We start from the raw sequence: 16,453 nt of genomic DNA, 5'->3' as shown, positions 1-16,453 counted from the left end.
GGTGCGGGGCTTTCCTGCGTTCTGAACGTCTAGGGTCGGACCATGCGCTACGAACTGGTCATCTTCGACAACGACGGTGTGCTCGTCGACAGCGAGCCCCTCGCCAACACCGTGCTCTCCGGTTACCTGACCGAACTCGGTCACCCGACCTCGTACGACGAATCGATCCGTGACTACATGGGATCCGCCGTGCACCGGGTGCACGATCTCATCGAGGAGCGGACCGGGCGGAAGCTGCCCGAGGACTTCGACACCACGCTCAGCTCCCGTACCTTCGCCGCCTTCGAGCAGGAGCTGGTGGCGGTGGACGGGGTCGAGGAGCTGCTCGGGAAACTCGTCGCGGACGGGGTGGCCTACTGCGTCGCCTCCTCCGGGAGCCATGAACGGATTCGCGTGGGGCACCGCAGGACCGGGATCGACCAGTGGTTCGAGGACGAGTGGATCTTCAGCTCGGAGGACGTCGGGCGGGGCAAGCCGGCGCCGGACCTGTTCCTCTACGCCGCCGAGCGGATGGGCGTCGCGCCCGAGCGGTGTGTCGTCGTCGAGGACAGCCCGCTCGGGGTCGAGGCCGCACGGGCGGCCGGGATGGACGTGTACGGGTTCACGTCGATGATGCCCGCGGACCGGCTCGTGGGCGTCACCGGACACTTCTCGGACATGTCCCAGCTTCCCGGCCTGCTCGCCTGACGCCACGCGTCCACCCCTCGCCAGGCCGACCCCCGCCCGCCCGGGCCCGACCCGCCCGGGCCCGGCCCATCCGGACACCGTCCGTCCGGAAACTGCCCGGCTGATCCATCTACCCCTCGGTAGCGACTGGCCCTACGCTCGCCGCCATGACTGATGCGGGCTTGCGGTACGGCAGGGCCTCCCTGGGACTGAGCTTCGGCGTCCAGGGCGTGGCCTTCGCCCTTCTGGTGACGCGTATCCCCGCCATCCAGGACCAGTACGGGATATCCGACGCGCTGCTGCCCGTCTTCCTCGCCGCCGTCCCGATCCTGGCGGGCGCCGGCAGCGTGGCCACCGAGAAGGCGGTCGCCCGCGTCCGGCCGGGCGTGGTCCTGCGGTGGGCCCAGCCCCTCGTCCTGCTCGCCCTGCTCGGGGTGGGCGCCGGGCGGGAGATGTGGCACGCCGCCGTCGCCCTCGGGGTGTTCGGGTTGTCCGTCGGGGCGCTGGACGCCTCCATGAACATGCTGGGGGTCAGCCTCCAACGGGCCTACGGGCGCAGCATCATGCTCGGGTTCCACGCCGCGTACAGCCTCGGCGGTATCGCGGGGGCGTCGCTGGCGTGGGTCGGGGCCCGGTACGACCTGTCGCTGCTCGCGTCCTACCTGCCCGTCGTCGCCGTGCTGCTGCCCGCCGCGCTGGCCGGCAGCCGGTGGTACACGGAGGGGAAGCGCCCCGAGGAGGACGACGGGTCCGGGCCCGGAACCACGGGCGGGGCGCTCTCGTTCAAGCTGCTGCTGCCGCTCTGCCTCGTCATGAGCTTCGCGTACATCGGGGACTCGACCGTCTCCAACTGGAGCGCCAAGTACCTCCAGGACGTGCTGGGCAGCTCTGAGCAGCTCGCGACCGTTCCGTACAACGTCTACATGGTGACGACCCTGCTGGGCCGGACCGTGGGGGACCTCGGGGTGCGGCGGTTCGGGGCGGTGGCCGTGGTGCGGGGCGGAAGCCTGCTGGCGGCCGGCGGGTTCGCGGTCGTGGCGGCGGCGCCGGGGGCCTGGGTGGGGATGCTCGGGTTCACGATGCTCGGCTTCGGGCTCTGCGTGATCGTGCCGCAGACCTTCGCCGCCGCCGGACGGCTGTTCCCGGGGAACAGCGACGCCGCCGTGGCCCGGCTGAACATCTTCAACTATGTCGGTTTCCTGGTGGGTTCGCCGCTCGTGGGCGCTCTGGGGGATGCGTGGAGCTATCGGGGGGCCATGCTCGTCCCGATGGTCCTGGTGCTGGCGACGCTCGTGTACGCCCGCTCGTTCGGGCCGGACCCGGCCCGATACGGTGGCGGGCATGAGCGGGCGCGCACAGCTGATGTGGGATGACGCGGTTACGGGATACGACTTCGGGGAGACCCACCCGATGGACCCGGTCCGGCTGGACCTGACGATGGGGCTGGTGCGGGCGTTCGGGCTCGATGCGGCGGTGGATCTGCGGGCGGCGAAGGCCGCCGGGGACTCCACCCTGCGGCTCGTGCACCGCGAGGACTACGTGGCCGCGGTGCGGGCCGCCTCCGCCGACCCGCGGGCGGCCGACCAGGAGTACGGGCTCGGGACCGTGGACGATCCGGCGTTCGCCGGGATGCACGAGGCGTCCGCGCTGATCGCCGGGCTGTCGGTCGGGGCGGCCGAGGCAGTGTGGCGCGGGGAGACCGAGCACGCGGTGAACTTCACCGGGGGGCTGCACCACGCCATGCCGGGGGCGGCGGCCGGGTTCTGCGTGTACAACGACCCGGCCCTCGCCATCGCCCGCCTGCTGGAGCTGGGCGCGGAGCGGGTGGCGTACGTGGACGTGGACGTCCACCACGGGGACGGGGTGCAGGCCGCGTTCTGGGAGGATCCGCGCGTCCTGACGATCTCGCTGCACGAGCACCCGAGGACGCTCTTCCCGCAGACCGGGTGGCCGGAGGAGACCGGGGCCGGGGCCGGCGAGGGCTCCGCGGTCAACGTGGCGCTGCCGGCCGGGACCGGGGACGCGGGGTGGTTGCGGGCGTTCCACGCGGTGGTGCCCGAGCTGCTGGCCGACTTCCGCCCCCAGGTCCTCGTCACCCAGCACGGGGCCGACACCCACTTCGAGGACCCGCTCGCCCACCTCGCGGTGTCGCTGGACGCGCAGCGGGCGGTCATGGAGTCCTGCCACCGGTTGGCGCACGACCACGCGGACGGGCGCTGGGTGGCGCTCGGCGGCGGCGGTTACGCGGTCGTGGACGTCGTCCCCCGGTCCTGGACGCACCTGGTGGGCATCGCCGCGCACGCCCCCGTCGATCCGGAGTCGGTGGTGCCGTCCTCGTGGCGGGACCTCGTCTACGCCCGTACGCGGCAGCTCGGTCCGGGCCGGATGACGGACGGGCGGACGCCGGCCTGGCAGGAGTGGGAGGACGGGTACGACCCGGCGGACCGGCTGGACCAGGCGGTGCTGGCGGCCCGGAAGGCGGCGTTCCCGCTGCGCGGGCTGCTGACCTGAGAGCCGGGCCCCGGCCCGTGCATTGTGCCGTGCGTTACGCCAACGGTGGGGCGTACGGGGAATCCCGCCCGCGCCGGCCCCCGGTACGGCAGCATCCCAGGGGTGTTGAGCACCGGGGCGCTGCGCGCCCATCTGCTGGCGGCCCGGCTCGCCGGGCCCGTGGCCACCCCGCGCGAGAACAACCTGCGCAGCTACCGGCTGTTCGCCGCCCGGGATCCCCGGGTGCTGCTGGGGCTCGTGCCCGAGCGGACCTGGGGCGAGAGCGACCTCTTACGGCTGATGGCGGACCGGTGCGGGGTCTCGGCGGACCCGGCGCACCTCTCCGGGGCCGACGCGATCGACCCGGAGCGTACGGTGGCCGGGCTGGACGCGTTCGCGGAGCGGCTGGCCTCGGTGGCCCGGCGGCGGGCCCCGGTGCTGCTGGGGACCGGGCATCCGCATCGGCTGCTCGGCTTCTACGCCGGACTGGCAGACGCTCTGTCGGCGGCGGGCTGCCCCGTCCTCACCCCCGCGCAGGGGCGATGTGTCGACATAACGACGCGGTTTGGCGTACGCACGTACACCGTCGACTACGTACGGGGTGTCGCTCTGGTGCGCGAACCCGGGGGGCGGCCCACGGGGGGCGAAACCGGCGCGCACACCCATTCGCCGCTTCCGGTGCGGCTCGCGCTCCAGGACGCGGCCGAGCGGCTGGGGGTGCTGCCGGAGCTGGTGATCGGGGACCACGGCTGGGTCTGCGGTGCAGGTCAGCTGGGGATCGAGGCGATCGGACCGGCGGACACGGACGATCCGGCGCTGTTCGTGGGGGAGGCGGAGGGGCGGGTGTCGGTCGCCGTTCCGCTCGACGACGGCGTACAGGCCCCGTTTTACCGGCCGTTGACGCGCTATGTACTCAATCGGGCCTGTCTGTCTCCGTAGGGCGGCGGCCGGCCCTCCTCTTCCCCACTCGTATCACCCGCCCCTAATCTGGGGAGTGAGCGCACAACGACGAAGAGTCACCGGAGGGGAAGCCGGTGCGCGTCCGGTGCGGAAGGTACAGGTGGGTCATGGCTGCTGGCAGCGAGAGGCCTCTCAACGAGGTCAAGTTTCTGACCGTGGCGGAAGTCGCCTCGGTCATGCGAGTGTCGAAGATGACCGTGTACCGCTTGGTGCACAGCGGTCATCTGCCGGCGATCCGGGTGGGCAGGTCCTTCCGGGTGCCGGAGCAAGCGGTTCACGCGTATCTCCGCGACTCCTTCGTGGGGGTGGAATCGGCCTGAGGCCGCCCGCGGATTACGTCCCTCGGACGGGGACGGGTAGGCTAGGCCGACGTAGGTCGTGTGGGCCCAGACGCCCCGCACCAGTGAAGAAGAAGTGAGCGAGGGTAGTCGTGGGCTCTGTTATCAAGAAGCGGCGTAAGCGGATGGCCAAGAAGAAGCACCGCAAGCTGCTCAAGCGCACGCGCGTTCAGCGTCGCAACAAGAAGTAAGCGAACGCGTTTCGCGTGATCCGCAGCCCCTCCACCGGTCCGGTGGAGGGGCTGCGGCGCGTCCGGGGGGCGCCCCCCGGAGCTCTTTTCCGGCAAGCGAGGGTCAAGGCCCGCCTCGGGGGCGTCACAGGGCGGCGTCCACCCGCTACGGTGACGACCAGGGAGTTACCGAGGGAAGCAGGGGAGCCGGCTCAGGGCTCCCCGGGCCGACGGAAGGCGCTGGTCTTGGGGAAGGTCGTCCTCGTCACAGGAGTGGCCCGGCAGCTGGGGGGCCGCTTCGTCCGGCGCGTCCAGCGCGATCCCGGGGTCGACCGGGTGATCGCGGTCGACGCGGTCGCGCCCGAGCACGATCTGGGGGCCGCGCGGTTCGTGCGGGCGGACATCCGGCAGTCCGCCCTGGCGCGCATCCTGGCCGAGCACATGGTCGACACCGTGGTGCACCTGGACGTCTCCGGCAAGGCGCTCGGCGCCGGTGGCCGGACGACGGTCAAGGAGACCAACGTCATCGGCACGATGCAGCTGCTCGGCGCCTGCCAGAAATCCCCGGCCGTGCGCCGGCTGGTCGTGAAGTCGAGCACGAGCGTGTACGGGTCCGCGCCCCGCGACCCCGCCGTGTTCACCGAGACCACCCCGCCCAAGTCGCTGCCCAGCGGCGGCTTCGCGAAGGACGCGGTGGAGGTCGAGGGGTACGTACGGGGCTTCGCCCGCCGCCGGCCGGACGTGGCGGTGTGCGTGCTGCGGTTCGCCAACATCCTGGGACCGCGGCCGGACTCGCCGCTCGCCGACTACCTGTCGCTGCCCGTCCTGCCGACCGTCTTCGGCTACGACCCCCGCCTCCAGTTCGTGCACGAGGACGATGTGATCGACGTCCTCGGGATCGCGGCGAGCGAGCCCCGGCGCGGAACGCTGAACAGCGGCACGTTCAACATCGCGGGCGACGGGGTGCTGCTGCTGTCGCAGTGCTCGCGGCGGCTGGGGAAGCCGACCGTGCCGGTGCTGCTGCCCGCCGTCACCTGGGTCGGTTCGGCGCTCCGTACGATCGGCATGACCGACTTCTCGCCGGAGCAGATCCGGTTGCTCACCCATGGCAGGGTGGTCTCGACGGTGCAGATGCGCGAGACGCTCGGTTTCCGGCCGACGTTCACCACGGCGGAGACGTTCGCGGAGTTCGCGCGGAGCCGGGGGCCCGGACTGCTGCCGCCGGAGGCGGTGGGCAGGGTGGTGGACCGGCTGGCGGCGGTTCCGCTGCCGGGAAGCGGCGGATCGCGGGAACGCGGGGCCGGGGCGGTACAGACGACTGACGGCGGCAGGTAGAGGAGCGCACCGACGATGGCGGACGCCAAGGTCCTTCCGTTCGACGACGACCGTTCGCGGTCCGGTGGCGCGTCGCGTCCGGCGCGGCGCCGGACCGGGGCGGGCGGTGGCAGCGGCGGGCGGGGCGACGGCTCCGCCGCGCCGGTGAGCGCCCTGCCGGGGGCACAGCTCCCCGAGGCGGCCGGCCCGGCCCCGGAGGCCGGGGAGGGGGCGCGGGGTCCCGAGGGGCCCGGCCGGGACGCTTCCGGCCCCCCGGACGGCGGCTGGGAGCGGCGGATCGCCGGGGGCCTGGCGTTCCTGCGGCGCCGGGTGACCGGTGATTACGAGGTCGACGAGTTCGGGTACGACAAGGAGCTCACCGAGCAGGTCCTGATGTCGGCGCTGCGACCGCTGGCGGAGAAGTACTTCCGGGTCGAGGTGAAGGGCATCGAGAACATCCCCGCGGAGGGTGGGGCGCTCATCGTGGCCAACCACTCGGGGACGCTGCCGCTGGACGGGCTGATGCTCCAGGTCGCGGTGCACGACCACCACCCCGCCGACCGGCATCTGCGGCTGCTCGCCGCCGATCTGGTCTTCCACCTCCCGGTGGTCAACGAGCTGGCGCGCAAGGCCGGCCACACGCTGGCCTGTGCGGAGGACGCCCAGCGGCTGCTGGAGACGGGCGAGATCGTCGGGGTGATGCCGGAGGGGTTCAAGGGGATCGGCAAGCCGTTCGGCGAGCGGTACAAGCTCCAGCGCTTCGGGCGGGGCGGGTTCGTCTCGACGGCGCTGCGGGCGAGGGCCCCGATCGTGCCGTGCTCGATCGTGGGCGCGGAGGAGATCTACCCGATGATCGGGAACGCGAAGACGCTGGCCCGGCTGCTGGGCTTCCCGTACTTCCCGATCACGCCGACGTTCCCGTGGCTGGGGCCGCTGGGCGCGCTGCCGCTGCCGACGAAGTGGACGATCCAGTTCGGCGAGCCGATCCCGACGGACGGGTATCCGCAGGAGGCGGCGGAGGACCCGATGCTGATGTTCAACCTGACGGACCAGGTGCGGGAGCAGATTCAGCACACGCTGTACAAACTGCTGGTGCAGCGGCGGTCGGTCTTCTTCTGAGCCGCTCCCGGCCCGGGCCGGACGGGAAGGGGGGGCCGGTACGCGATCCGCGTACCGGCCCCCCCTCCGCGTCGGCCTTACGGCTTGATGTTCTGCCCGTCGATGCCGAGGCCCGGGAGAAGCCCGGGGAGGAGCGGGGGCAGGGTGATCTCGGGGGCGGCGGGGGCGCTGGGTCGGCTCTCGGGGGAGGGCTCGGTGAGGCCGTCCGTGGGGAGGTCGTCGAGCAGGCCGTCCGTGCCGCCGCCGAGCAGGCCGTCGTCGGGGGCGGCGTCGGAGGAGCCGGAGGGGTCGGGGCCCGTACTGCCCTCGGTGCGGTTCCCGGGCTTCTCGGGGGAGGCCGGGGGCGCGGGGGAGTCGGACCGGGAGGAGCCGCTGTCCGGGGCGGTGGTGGCGCCGGGCCGCTGGGAGTCCTTCTCCTCGCCGGGGGGACGGGGGAGGAGGGACTGGAGCGGGGCGACGTCGTCCTCTATGGCTTCGAAGACCGAGCTGACCTGGTCGCGGACGTCGGTGAGCTGGACGGGCAGCCGGTCGCGGAGGCTGCTCCAGGTGTCGCGGTGGGAGCGGGAGAAGGTGTCCAGGGTCTGGATGGGGCCGATCGCTCCGTCGCGCTGGTAGGCGGCGTGGAGCAGGCGGTGGCCCTCGGAGGCGTCGTGGGACATGCCGTTGAGCGCACGTCTGACCGCACCGAGGGATTCGTGGTCCAGAGGTCCGGAACGGCCGCGCTCCATGAGTCTGCGGGCCTCGCTGAGCCGGGTGGACGCCTGGTCGAGGTAGACCTCGCCGCGCTCGGTGTCGCCCTTGGCCATGCCGAGGCTGATGTCCTCCATCCCGCGCTTGAGCCCGTAGAGCGAGTCACCGGGGAGGGCGTCGGAGCTGGCCGCGGCCACGCCGCCGAACGCTCCCGCCGCGACGCCGACGGTGAGGCCGCCGGCGGTGAGGCCTTTCGCCCAGCGGGACCGGGGGCGCAACTTCCGCAGGGGTGAGGCCCGGTGGGCTCCCTTGCCCCGCTGCACCGGCACCGTAGGGCCCGTGGACGCGCCGCCCTCGGCGAACATGTTCTCCATGGCGGCGACCAGCTGGGCTCGCTGCACGGCCTTGACCTCGGGGTCCAACTGCGGCTTCGGTAGCTCGCCGAGGCCGTTCGCCAGGGCCAACAGCGGTCCGCGGTCGGCCTGGTCGGCCGGATCGTCGGGCTGTACGGCCGCCGCACCCTGGGGGGACTGCTCCTCCAGGGCCTGGGCGAAGGCGTTCGCCCGCCGGTGTGCCGAAACGTTTGCGATCACTGGCGGCACCTCCTCTCGTCATGACGGTCGACTCCCCTGACGATTCGGAAGGTTGCCCGCCTTGAGCGTTTCCACTCGATGGAGTGAATGGAGACGGACAGGGGACGACGGCAGGGGGCCTGCAACCGGCACAACGAGGTGCCCGGCACTTGGGTTACGCACGAAAGATGATCGGACCAGTGCGTGACGGGACGGTCACGCACCGGTCCGGTCAGCGGGCGTCGTCCGGCAGGAGCCGGGCGAGCGTCCGGACGGCGCGGTACTGGAGGGTCTTGATCGCCCCCTCGTTCTTTCCCATCACCCGGGCGGTCTCGGCGACCGAGAGCCCCTGGAGGAACCGCAGGGTGACGCACTCCTGCTGCTGGGGGTTGAGCCGCCGCACGGCCTGGAGCAGCGCGGCGTTGGAGAGGGACTCCAGGACGGAATCCTCGGGGCTGCGCGCCACCTCGTTGGCGTCGAGCATTTCGCCGGTGGTCACTTCCAGCCGGAAACGACTGGATTTGAAGTGGTCGGCGACCAGGTTGCGAGCGATCGTGACCAGCCAGGCGCCGAAGTCGCGGCCCTGCCAGGTGAACGTGGAGATACGGCGCAGCGCGCGGAGGAAGGTCTCGCTGGTGAGGTCCTCCGCGGTCGCCTTGCCGCCCACGCGGTAGTAGATGTACCGGTACACGGTGTCGCTGTACTGGTCGTACAGGCGCCCGAAGGCGTCCGCCTCGCCGGCCTGCGCGCGCTCGACGAGGTCCATCATGCGGGCGCTGTCGCTGTCTGCCGTGGGACGGCGGACGGTCGACGTGGCGGTCGAGGCGGCGCGGGCGCCGCGTCTTCCGACCGCCGCACTGCGTTCGGCCAGGGCGTAGCAGGGGCCGGCAGGTGCAGGGGTGGCAAAGGCGGGGACGGCGTACGCGGTGGGGACGAAGCCGCGCAAGCGGTCGATGACCGATGCACGCAGCGTAGCCAGGCCCGAGGCGTCAACCCCGACGTGTGGGTACACGGGACTCCCAGAGGCAGAGCTTCCATCACGAGCAGTTCGAAAAACATCACCCGTGGTGGCGGGTGACGGTCTCCGTGATGCGTCTGAGGAGAATAACGCTTCGTGCTGACGGCGCTACACCCAGTTGTCTAAATCGCCGGTTCCGTCGCTTCTCTTATCGCTAAGTGACACATCAAGTAGCAATTGGTGACCGTTTATTGATCGGATTACTTCGTGATCTGTCTGCGGGGGCGACGGGTTGTGGCCGGGCGCCGGTGATCGCGCTGGCCGGCAGGGGCGTCGGCGGTGGTGGTGGAACGGCCTTCGGCCGGCCGCACGGGCCCGGGCGTGGCTGCACCCCGTGACCGGACGGGAGCCATGGCAGGGGGTGCGGCAAGGCTTTCGCCGGCCGCCGACCGCGCGGGTCGTGGAGGCGGGGGCGGACCGCGGGGCCGCGCGGCGGCGGCACGGGCGGGCGAGCCGTGAGGTCAGCGGCGGCGGCGGTGCAGGGCGAGCGCGGCGGCCGTGCCGCCGGCGAGCGCGCCGACCCCGGCGGCGGCCGGGATGCCGACCTTGGCCGCCTTGCGCCCGGTGCGGTAGTCGCGCAGCCGCCAGTCGAGGGCGCGGGCGTGCTTGCGGAGCTTGGCGTCCGGGTTGATCGCGTAGGGGTGGCCGACCAGCGAGAGCATCGGGATGTCGTTGTGCGAGTCGCTGTAGGCGGCGCAGCGGTCCAGGTCGAGGCCCTCGGCGGCGGCGAGGGCGCGGACCGCCTCGGCCTTGGCGGGGCCGTGCAGCGGTTCGCCGACCAGGCGGCCGGTGTAGACGCCGTCGACCGATTCGGCGACGGTGCCGAGCGCGCCGGTCAGGCCGAGGCGACGGGCGATGATGGTGGCGGTCTCCACGGGGGCGGCGGTGACCAGCCAGACCCTCTGCCCGGCGTCCAGGTGGGCCTGGGCCAGGGCGCGGGTGCCGGGCCAGATGCGGTCGGCCATGTACTCGTCGTAGATCTCCTCGCCGATGGACATCAGCTCGGAGACGCGGTGGCCCTTGACGATGGACAGAGCGCTGTCGCGGGCGTCCTGCATGTGCTCGGGGTCCTCGACGCCGGCCAGCCGGAACCACGCCTGCTGCCAGGCGAACCGGGTCAGTTCGCGGCGCTCGAAGAACTTGCGCTTGTAGAGGCCGCGGCCGAAGTGGAAGATCGCGGCGCCCTGCATGACGGTGTTGTCGAGGTCGAAGAAGGCGGCGGCGCGGTCGTCCCCGGCGACCGGGAACGCGGGCTCCTGGGGCGGCGCCTCGGAGATCCCGGTCAGGAGGGCGGCCTCGTCCTCCACGAAGGAGGTCTTGCGCGCCGCCTCGGCGGCGGCCTCGCCTGCCAGGACGCTCCGGGCGGTAGCGGAACGCCTACGGGGTGTGAGCCATCCAAGTGCGGCCATGCCGTGAGCATAGCCAGTCCTCCCGGACCTGCCCGACCTGCCGCGATGCGGTGGTGTGAACGCTTCGGGGCGGAGGGGTGAAGCCGGTGCCCCCGGGCGGTCCGCCGCCGGGGCGCGCGGGCCGGGGGCCGGGCGGGGCGGGCGCAGAATGGAGGGATGAGCCCCCTGCTGCGCCGTACGAAGAAGAAGCCCGCCGAGCGGGTGGTCACGTTGATCGGGAAGCCCGGGTGCCACCTGTGCGAGGAGGCGCGGGCGGTGGTCGCCGCGGTCTGCGAGGAGACCGGCGCGGCGTGGACGGAGAAGGACATCACCGCGGACGAGGCGCTGTACAAGGAGTACTGGGAGCAGATCCCGGTGGTGCTGGTCGACGGCGAGCAGCACACGTTCTGGCGCGTGGACCCGGCGAGGCTGCGCAAGGCGCTGGGTGCGGACGCGAAACCCGGTTAACATTGCGGGCGTTTTGAGTGGCCTCGGGGGCGTAGCTGTGAGGAGTGTGTTCCGCTTTGCCCCCTTCGAGGCCGCAACGGGCCGATGCGACGCCCGGTTCCGGGATCGCGCGGGAAATGTGCGTGACCCCGGTCACGTTGACCGGACAAATCGGACACAATCTTTGTGCACGCGTTCACAAAGACATAGCCTGCATTCGACGGGGCGGTCTAGGGACACACGGCCGCCTGCAGCCCCGCTCATCCCGCAGGAGCACCGTGGCAACTGGCCGAACTCACCGACCGGCGACCCGTAGCCGAGGAATTCCCGAGGCCACCGTCGCCCGACTTCCGTTGTATCTACGCGCACTGACCGCGCTCTCCGAGCGTTCGGTCCCCACGGTCTCCTCCGAGGAGCTGGCCACGGCGGCCGGCGTCAACTCGGCGAAGCTGCGCAAGGACTTCAGCTATCTCGGGTCCTACGGCACCCGCGGGGTCGGGTACGACGTCGAGTATCTCGTCTACCAGATCTCGCGCGAGCTCGGGCTCACCCAGGACTGGCCGGTCGCGATCGTCGGCATCGGCAACCTCGGGGCGGCCCTCGCCAACTACGGCGGCTTCGCCTCCCGCGGCTTCCGCGTCGCCGCGCTGATCGACGCCGATCCCGCCATGGCCGGTACGCCGGTGGCCGGGATCCCCGTCCAGCACACCGACGACCTGGACCGGATCATCAGCGACAACGGTGTGTCCATCGGCGTGATCACCACCCCGCCCGGCGCGGCCCAGCAGGTCTGCGACCGGCTCGTCGCCGCCGGGGTGACCTCCATCCTGAACTTCGCGCCGACCGTCCTGTCGGTGCCCGAGGGCGTCGACGTGCGCAAGGTCGACCTCTCCATCGAGCTCCAGATCCTCGCGTTCCACGAGCAGCGCAAGGCCGGAGAGGACATCGCCGTCGAGGACGAGGCCGCGCCCCCCATGCGCGCCACTCCCGCCGGCCGGAAGGGACCTGACGGGGACATGCCCGCCGTGATGCCCGCATGAGCCTCCTCGTCGTCGGACTGAGCCACCGCAGCGCCCCCGTCTCCGTGCTGGAGCGGGCGTCGCTCGCCGTGGAGACCCAGGCCAAGCTGCTCCAGGACACCCTCGCCGCGGAACCCGCGACCGAGGCCGCCGTGCTGGCCACCTGCAACCGCATCGAGCTGTACGCCGACGTGGACAAGTTCCACGCGGGCGTCGCCGAGCTGTCCACGCTGCTCGCCCAGCACAGCGGCGTCGGCCTGGACGAACTCACTCCGTATCTCTATGTGCACTACGAGGACCGGGCCGTCCACCACCTCTTCTCGGTCGCCTGCGGCCTGGACTCGATGGTCGTGGGCGAGGGCCAGATCCTCGGCCAGATCAAGGACGCGCTCGCGCGCGGCCAGGAGCTGCACACCGCCGGACGGCTGCTGAACGACCTCTTCCAGCAGGCCCTGCGGGTCGGCAAGCGCGCCCACAGCGAGACCGGGATCGACCGGGCCGGGCAGTCGCTCGTCACCTTCGGGCTCCAGCAGCTCGCCGCCGGGGCCGACCCCGCCCTGTGGGCCGGGGGCAAGCGCGCCCTGGTCATCGGCGCCGGCTCGATGTCCTCGCTGGCCGCCGCGACCCTCGCCCGGACCGGCGTCGCCGAGGTCGTCGTCGCCAACCGCACCCGCGCCCGCGCCGACCGCCTGGTGGAGATCCTCCAGCAGGGCGACGACACCGCCGTGAGGGCCCGGGCCGTGGAGATGTCCGCGGTGAGCGACGAACTGACACGTGCCGACATCGTCGTCTCCTGCACCGGCGCCACCGGGCTCGTCCTCACCGCCGACGCCCTCGCGGACGCCCTCGGCACGACCCTGGACCCCGCCCCGGAGCAGCCGAGGACCGCCTCCGTCACCCCGGCCCCGGACGACGTCGACCAGCACGCCGCCTGGGTGGAGAACGGCTCCGCGGCCTCCGCCGCGCAGGCCGCCCCGGCGACCGCGCCGCGCCGCGCCACCGTGCCCGCCCAGTCGACCGGACCGGTCCGGCTCGCCCTGCTCGACCTCGCCATGCCGCGGGACATCGACGGCGCCGCCCACCGCATCGACGGTGTGCGCCTCGTCGACATCGAGTCGCTCGCGGAGGCGTCCGCCGACGCCCCGATGGCCGCCGATGTGGACCGGGTCCGCACCATCGTCTCCGACGAGGTGGCCGCCTTCGGCGCCGCCCAGCGCGCCGCGCACGTCGCCCCGACCGTGGTCGCCCTGCGCACCATGGCCGCCGGCGTCGTCGCGGGCGAGATCGCCCGGCTGGAGGGCCGCCTCCCCGACCTCGACGAGAAGCAGCGCGCCGAGATCACCCAGACCGTGCGCCGCGTCGTCGACAAACTCCTGCACGCGCCCACCGTGCGGGTCAAGCAGCTCGCCAGCGAGCCCGGCGGCGCCGGGTACGCGGACGCGTTGCGCGAACTCTTCGACCTCGACCCGCAGACGGTGGCCGCCGTCTCCCGGGCAGACCTGAACGACCCGAATAGAGGGCGGTCATGACCGACAACTCATCCCCGGGCGCGCGGAACCCCGCGCCGCTCAGGCTGGGCACCCGGCGTTCCAAGCTCGCCACGGCCCAGTCCGGACTCGTCGCCCAGGCGGTTCGCGAGGTGACCGGGCGCGCCGTCCAGCTCGTCGAGATCACCACGTACGGGGACACCTCCCGCGAGCACCTGGCGCAGATCGGCGGCACCGGTGTGTTCGTCGCGGCCCTGCGCGAGGCGCTGGCGCGCGGCGAGGTGGACTTCGCCGTCCACTCGCTCAAGGACCTCCCGACCAGCCAGCCCGACGACCTCGTGCTGGCCGCCGTGCCGCAGCGCGAGGACCCGCGCGACGCCCTGGTCGCCCGCGACGGCCTGACCTTCGAGCAGCTGCCGCCCGGCGCCCGCGTCGGCACCGGTTCGCCGCGCCGCATGGCGCAGCTCAACGCGTACGCCCGTTCCCACGGCCTGCGGATCGAGACCGTCCCCATCCGGGGCAACGTCGATACGCGGATCGGGTTCGTGCGGGACGGGGAGCTCGACGCGGTCGTCCTGGCCGCCGCCGGGCTCAGCCGTCTCGGCCGCAGCGGCGAAGTCACCGACTTCCTGTCGGTCGACACCGTTCTGCCCGCTCCCGGCCAGGGAGCACTGGCGATCGAGTGCGCCGCGTCCAGCGGCGACCTCGCCGCAGCGCTCGCCGAGCTCGACGACCCGTACACCCGGGTCGCCGTGACCGCCGAGCGCGCCCTGCTCGCCGCCCTGGAGGCCGGCTGCTCCGCACCCGTGGGTGCGTTGGCCGACCTCCTGGTCGACGGACAGGTTGTCAACGAACTGCGCCTGCGCGGAGTCGTCGGTTCCCTCGACGGTTCCTCGCTGGTACAGCTGTCCACCACCGGTCCCGTCCCCACGTCGCAGGACGACGCGGCGGCCCTCGGTCGCGAACTCGCGGCCGAGATGCTCGCCAAGGGTGCGGCCGGTCTTATGGGGGAGCGAGCACTTTGAGCCCCACCGGCCCCGCAGCATCCGACTTTCCGGCCCTGTCCGCCCGAGGCCAGGTCACCTTCCTCGGCGCCGGTCCCGGCGACCCGGGTCTGCTGACCCTGCGCGCCGTCGAAGCGCTCGCGAGCGCGGACGTCCTTGTCGCCGAGCCCGATGTGCTCGACGTCGTTCGCGGCCATGCGCGGGCAGGGGTGAGCACCCCCGAGCTGACAGTCGTTGACACCTCGTCAACAACCGCCGGTGTACCCGTTCTCAGGGATGCCGCCAATCTTGTCATGGAGGCCGCGAAGGGCGGCAGGCGGGTGGTCCGTGCCGTCGCGGGCGATCCCGGCCTGGACGGCGACGCGGGGGCCGAGATGCTCGCCTGCGCCGCCGCCGGGGTGCCCTTCGAGGTCGTCCCGGGCATCGCCAACGCCGTGGGCGTGCCCGCGTACGCCGGGGTGCCGCTGCGGGACGCGCAGGGCGCGGACGTCCGCTTCGTCGACGCCCGTACCGCCTCCGACCGCTGCTGGAACGAGGTCGGCGCGAGCGACGCGACCGCCGTCGTCTCCACCACGCTGGACGCGGTCGCGGCAGCCGCCGGGGAACTGGTCTCGGCGGGCCGCAAGCCCGACACCCCGCTCACCGTGACGATCGCGGGCACCACCACCCGCCAGCGCACCTGGACGGCGACCCTCGGGACGATCGCCCAGGTCCTCAAGCAGGCCAAGGTGCTCCCGTCGCCCGAGGGCCACCGGCCGGTCATAGCCGTGGTCGGAGAGCGCAGCTCCGCCGCCCAGCGCGAGCAGCTCGCGTGGTTCGAGTCGAAGCCGATGTTCGGCTGGAAGGTGCTCGTCCCGCGGACGAAGGAGCAGGCCGCGTCGCTCTCCGACCAGCTGCGCTCCTACGGCGCCGTGCCGCACGAGGTCCCGACGATCGCCGTCGAGCCGCCGCGTACGCCCCAGCAGATGGAGCGCGCGGTCAAGGGCCTGGTCACCGGCCGGTACGAGTGGATCGCCTTCACCAGCGTGAACGCGGTCAAGGCGGTCCGGGAGAAGTTCGAGGAGTACGGGCTCGACGCCCGCGCCTTCGCCGGGATCAAGGTCGCCGCGGTCGGGGAGCAGACCGCCCGCGCGCTGGTCGAGTTCGGCGTCAAGCCGGACCTGGTGCCCTCGGGCGAGCAGTCGGCGGCCGGGCTGCTGGAGGACTGGCCGCCCTACGACCCGGTCTTCGACCCGATCGACCGGGTGTTCCTGCCGCGCGCCGACATCGCCACCGAGACCCTGGTGGCGGGCCTCATCGAGCTGGGCTGGGAGGTCGACGACGTCACCGCGTACCGCACGGTCCGCGCCTCGCCGCCGCCGTCCGAGACCCGGGAGGCGATCAAGGGCGGCGGGTTCGACGCGGTCCTGTTCACCTCGTCCTCGACGGTGCGCAACCTCGTCGGGATCGCGGGCAAGCCGCACAACGTGACCGTGATCGCGTGCATCGGCCCGGCCACCGCGAAGACCGCCGAGGAGCACGGCCTGCGGGTCGACGTGCTGTCCCCGGAGCCGTCGGTGCACAAGCTCGCGGAGGCGCTGGCCGCCTTCGGCGCGCAGCGCCGGGACGCGGCGCGGGAGGCCGGCGACCCGGTGACCCGGCCGAGCGAGCGGCGTCCGGGCGCGCGCAGGCGCCGTACGACGACGTAGCGGTACGCGTACGAGGGCGGCGGGCCCGGTCGCTTCGGCGTCCGGGCCCGCCGCCGTCCTGGCGGCGGGGCCTTCCCGGTGGG

At 72.7% G+C, this 16,453-nt stretch carries 16 protein-coding genes; 13 read left to right on the top strand and 3 right to left on the bottom strand.

Annotated elements, in window-relative coordinates; all coding sequences use genetic code 11:
• Window positions 1-42: 42 nt before the first annotated feature.
• The 8 genes from AMK24_RS29060 to AMK24_RS29025 all read left to right on the top strand — a co-directional run bounded on the left by AMK24_RS29060 (window position 43) and on the right by AMK24_RS29025 (window position 7,057).
• Window positions 43-687: an HAD family hydrolase gene (locus tag AMK24_RS29060; protein ID WP_073771875.1), complete on the top strand. Its 645-nt coding sequence runs from the start codon at window positions 43-45 to the stop codon at window positions 685-687.
• Between the two features lie 146 nt (window positions 688-833).
• On the top strand, window positions 834-2,039 hold the full coding sequence (locus AMK24_RS29055) for an MFS transporter (protein ID WP_073771874.1): 1,206 nt from the start codon (window positions 834-836) through the stop codon (window positions 2,037-2,039).
• Entirely contained in the window at window positions 2,008-3,177 is a 1,170-nt protein-coding gene (locus AMK24_RS29050; RefSeq protein ID WP_073771881.1) for an acetoin utilization protein AcuC, read from the top strand. Before AMK24_RS29055 ends, AMK24_RS29050 begins: the two co-directional genes overlap by 32 nt.
• A 102-nt stretch (window positions 3,178-3,279) precedes the next feature.
• Entirely contained in the window at window positions 3,280-4,095 is an 816-nt protein-coding gene (locus AMK24_RS29045) for a phosphatase (RefSeq protein ID WP_073771873.1), read from the top strand.
• Between the two features lie 128 nt (window positions 4,096-4,223).
• Window positions 4,224-4,436, top strand: a complete 213-nt coding sequence (locus tag AMK24_RS29040) for a helix-turn-helix domain-containing protein (protein WP_158072177.1) — start codon at window positions 4,224-4,226, stop codon at window positions 4,434-4,436.
• Window positions 4,437-4,546: 110 nt separating this feature from the next.
• On the top strand, window positions 4,547-4,645 hold the full coding sequence (locus AMK24_RS29035) for a 30S ribosomal protein bS22 (protein WP_003948845.1): 99 nt from the start codon (window positions 4,547-4,549) through the stop codon (window positions 4,643-4,645).
• A gap of 225 nt (window positions 4,646-4,870) precedes the next feature.
• Window positions 4,871-5,959, top strand: coding sequence for an NAD-dependent epimerase/dehydratase family protein (locus AMK24_RS29030; protein ID WP_073771871.1), 1,089 nt, complete (start codon window positions 4,871-4,873; stop codon window positions 5,957-5,959).
• A gap of 15 nt (window positions 5,960-5,974) precedes the next feature.
• A complete protein-coding gene (locus AMK24_RS29025) occupies window positions 5,975-7,057 on the top strand; it encodes a lysophospholipid acyltransferase family protein (protein ID WP_073771870.1) in 1,083 nt (360 codons plus the stop codon).
• A gap of 77 nt (window positions 7,058-7,134) precedes the next feature.
• On the opposite strand, the gene AMK24_RS29020 is transcribed toward AMK24_RS29025, so the two are convergent.
• The 3 genes from AMK24_RS29020 to AMK24_RS29010 form a co-directional block, all read right to left on the bottom strand.
• A complete protein-coding gene (locus AMK24_RS29020) occupies window positions 7,135-8,340 on the bottom strand; it encodes a DUF5667 domain-containing protein (RefSeq protein WP_073771869.1) in 1,206 nt (401 codons plus the stop codon).
• Between the two features lie 211 nt (window positions 8,341-8,551).
• Window positions 8,552-9,331, bottom strand: a complete 780-nt coding sequence (locus AMK24_RS29015; RefSeq protein WP_073771868.1) for an ECF subfamily RNA polymerase sigma factor, BldN family — start codon at window positions 9,329-9,331, stop codon at window positions 8,552-8,554.
• Between the two features lie 467 nt (window positions 9,332-9,798).
• Window positions 9,799-10,746 carry an HAD family hydrolase gene (locus tag AMK24_RS29010; RefSeq protein ID WP_073771867.1) on the bottom strand — a complete coding sequence of 316 codons (948 nt, stop codon included), beginning with the start codon at window positions 10,744-10,746 and terminating at the stop codon, window positions 9,799-9,801.
• A gap of 156 nt (window positions 10,747-10,902) precedes the next feature.
• On the opposite strand from AMK24_RS29010, the gene AMK24_RS29005 reads away from it, so the two are divergent.
• The 5 genes from AMK24_RS29005 (at window position 10,903) to AMK24_RS28985 (ending at window position 16,370) form a co-directional block, all read left to right on the top strand.
• Window positions 10,903-11,193 carry a glutaredoxin family protein gene (locus tag AMK24_RS29005; RefSeq protein WP_073771866.1) on the top strand — a complete coding sequence of 97 codons (291 nt, stop codon included), beginning with the start codon at window positions 10,903-10,905 and terminating at the stop codon, window positions 11,191-11,193.
• Between the two features lie 257 nt (window positions 11,194-11,450).
• Entirely contained in the window at window positions 11,451-12,212 is a 762-nt protein-coding gene (locus tag AMK24_RS29000) for a redox-sensing transcriptional repressor Rex (protein WP_073771865.1), read from the top strand.
• Window positions 12,209-13,720: a glutamyl-tRNA reductase gene (locus AMK24_RS28995; protein ID WP_073771864.1), complete on the top strand. Its 1,512-nt coding sequence runs from the start codon at window positions 12,209-12,211 to the stop codon at window positions 13,718-13,720. Before AMK24_RS29000 ends, AMK24_RS28995 begins: the two co-directional genes overlap by 4 nt.
• Complete coding sequence (hemC, locus tag AMK24_RS28990) at window positions 13,717-14,703, top strand: hydroxymethylbilane synthase (protein WP_073771863.1); 987 nt, start codon at window positions 13,717-13,719, stop codon at window positions 14,701-14,703. Before AMK24_RS28995 ends, hemC begins: the two co-directional genes overlap by 4 nt.
• Window positions 14,700-16,370, top strand: coding sequence for a uroporphyrinogen-III synthase (locus tag AMK24_RS28985; RefSeq protein ID WP_073771862.1), 1,671 nt, complete (start codon window positions 14,700-14,702; stop codon window positions 16,368-16,370). Before hemC ends, AMK24_RS28985 begins: the two co-directional genes overlap by 4 nt.
• Window positions 16,371-16,453 lie beyond the last annotated feature (83 nt).

This window comes from Streptomyces sp. CB02366 (assembly GCF_001905905.1).
Taxonomy (GTDB): Bacteria; Actinomycetota; Actinomycetes; order Streptomycetales; family Streptomycetaceae; genus Streptomyces.
The sequence above is the reverse complement of the archived record's forward strand: the minus strand, read 5'-3'. Positions and strand labels throughout refer to the sequence as shown.

Coding starts and splice junctions, on each gene's coding strand:
- AMK24_RS29040 (WP_158072177.1), top strand. CDS start 4,224: ATGGCTGCTGGCAGCGAGAGGCCTCTCAACGAGGTCAAGTTTCTGACC.
- AMK24_RS29050 (WP_073771881.1), top strand. CDS start 2,008: ATGAGCGGGCGCGCACAGCTGATGTGGGATGACGCGGTTACGGGATAC.
- AMK24_RS28995 (WP_073771864.1), top strand. CDS start 12,209: ATGAGCCTCCTCGTCGTCGGACTGAGCCACCGCAGCGCCCCCGTCTCC.
- AMK24_RS29025 (WP_073771870.1), top strand. CDS start 5,975: ATGGCGGACGCCAAGGTCCTTCCGTTCGACGACGACCGTTCGCGGTCC.
- AMK24_RS29005 (WP_073771866.1), top strand. CDS start 10,903: ATGAGCCCCCTGCTGCGCCGTACGAAGAAGAAGCCCGCCGAGCGGGTG.
- hemC (WP_073771863.1), top strand. CDS start 13,717: ATGACCGACAACTCATCCCCGGGCGCGCGGAACCCCGCGCCGCTCAGG.
- AMK24_RS29060 (WP_073771875.1), top strand. CDS start 43: ATGCGCTACGAACTGGTCATCTTCGACAACGACGGTGTGCTCGTCGAC.
- AMK24_RS29010 (WP_073771867.1), bottom strand. CDS start 10,746: ATGGCCGCACTTGGATGGCTCACACCCCGTAGGCGTTCCGCTACCGCC.
- AMK24_RS29055 (WP_073771874.1), top strand. CDS start 834: ATGACTGATGCGGGCTTGCGGTACGGCAGGGCCTCCCTGGGACTGAGC.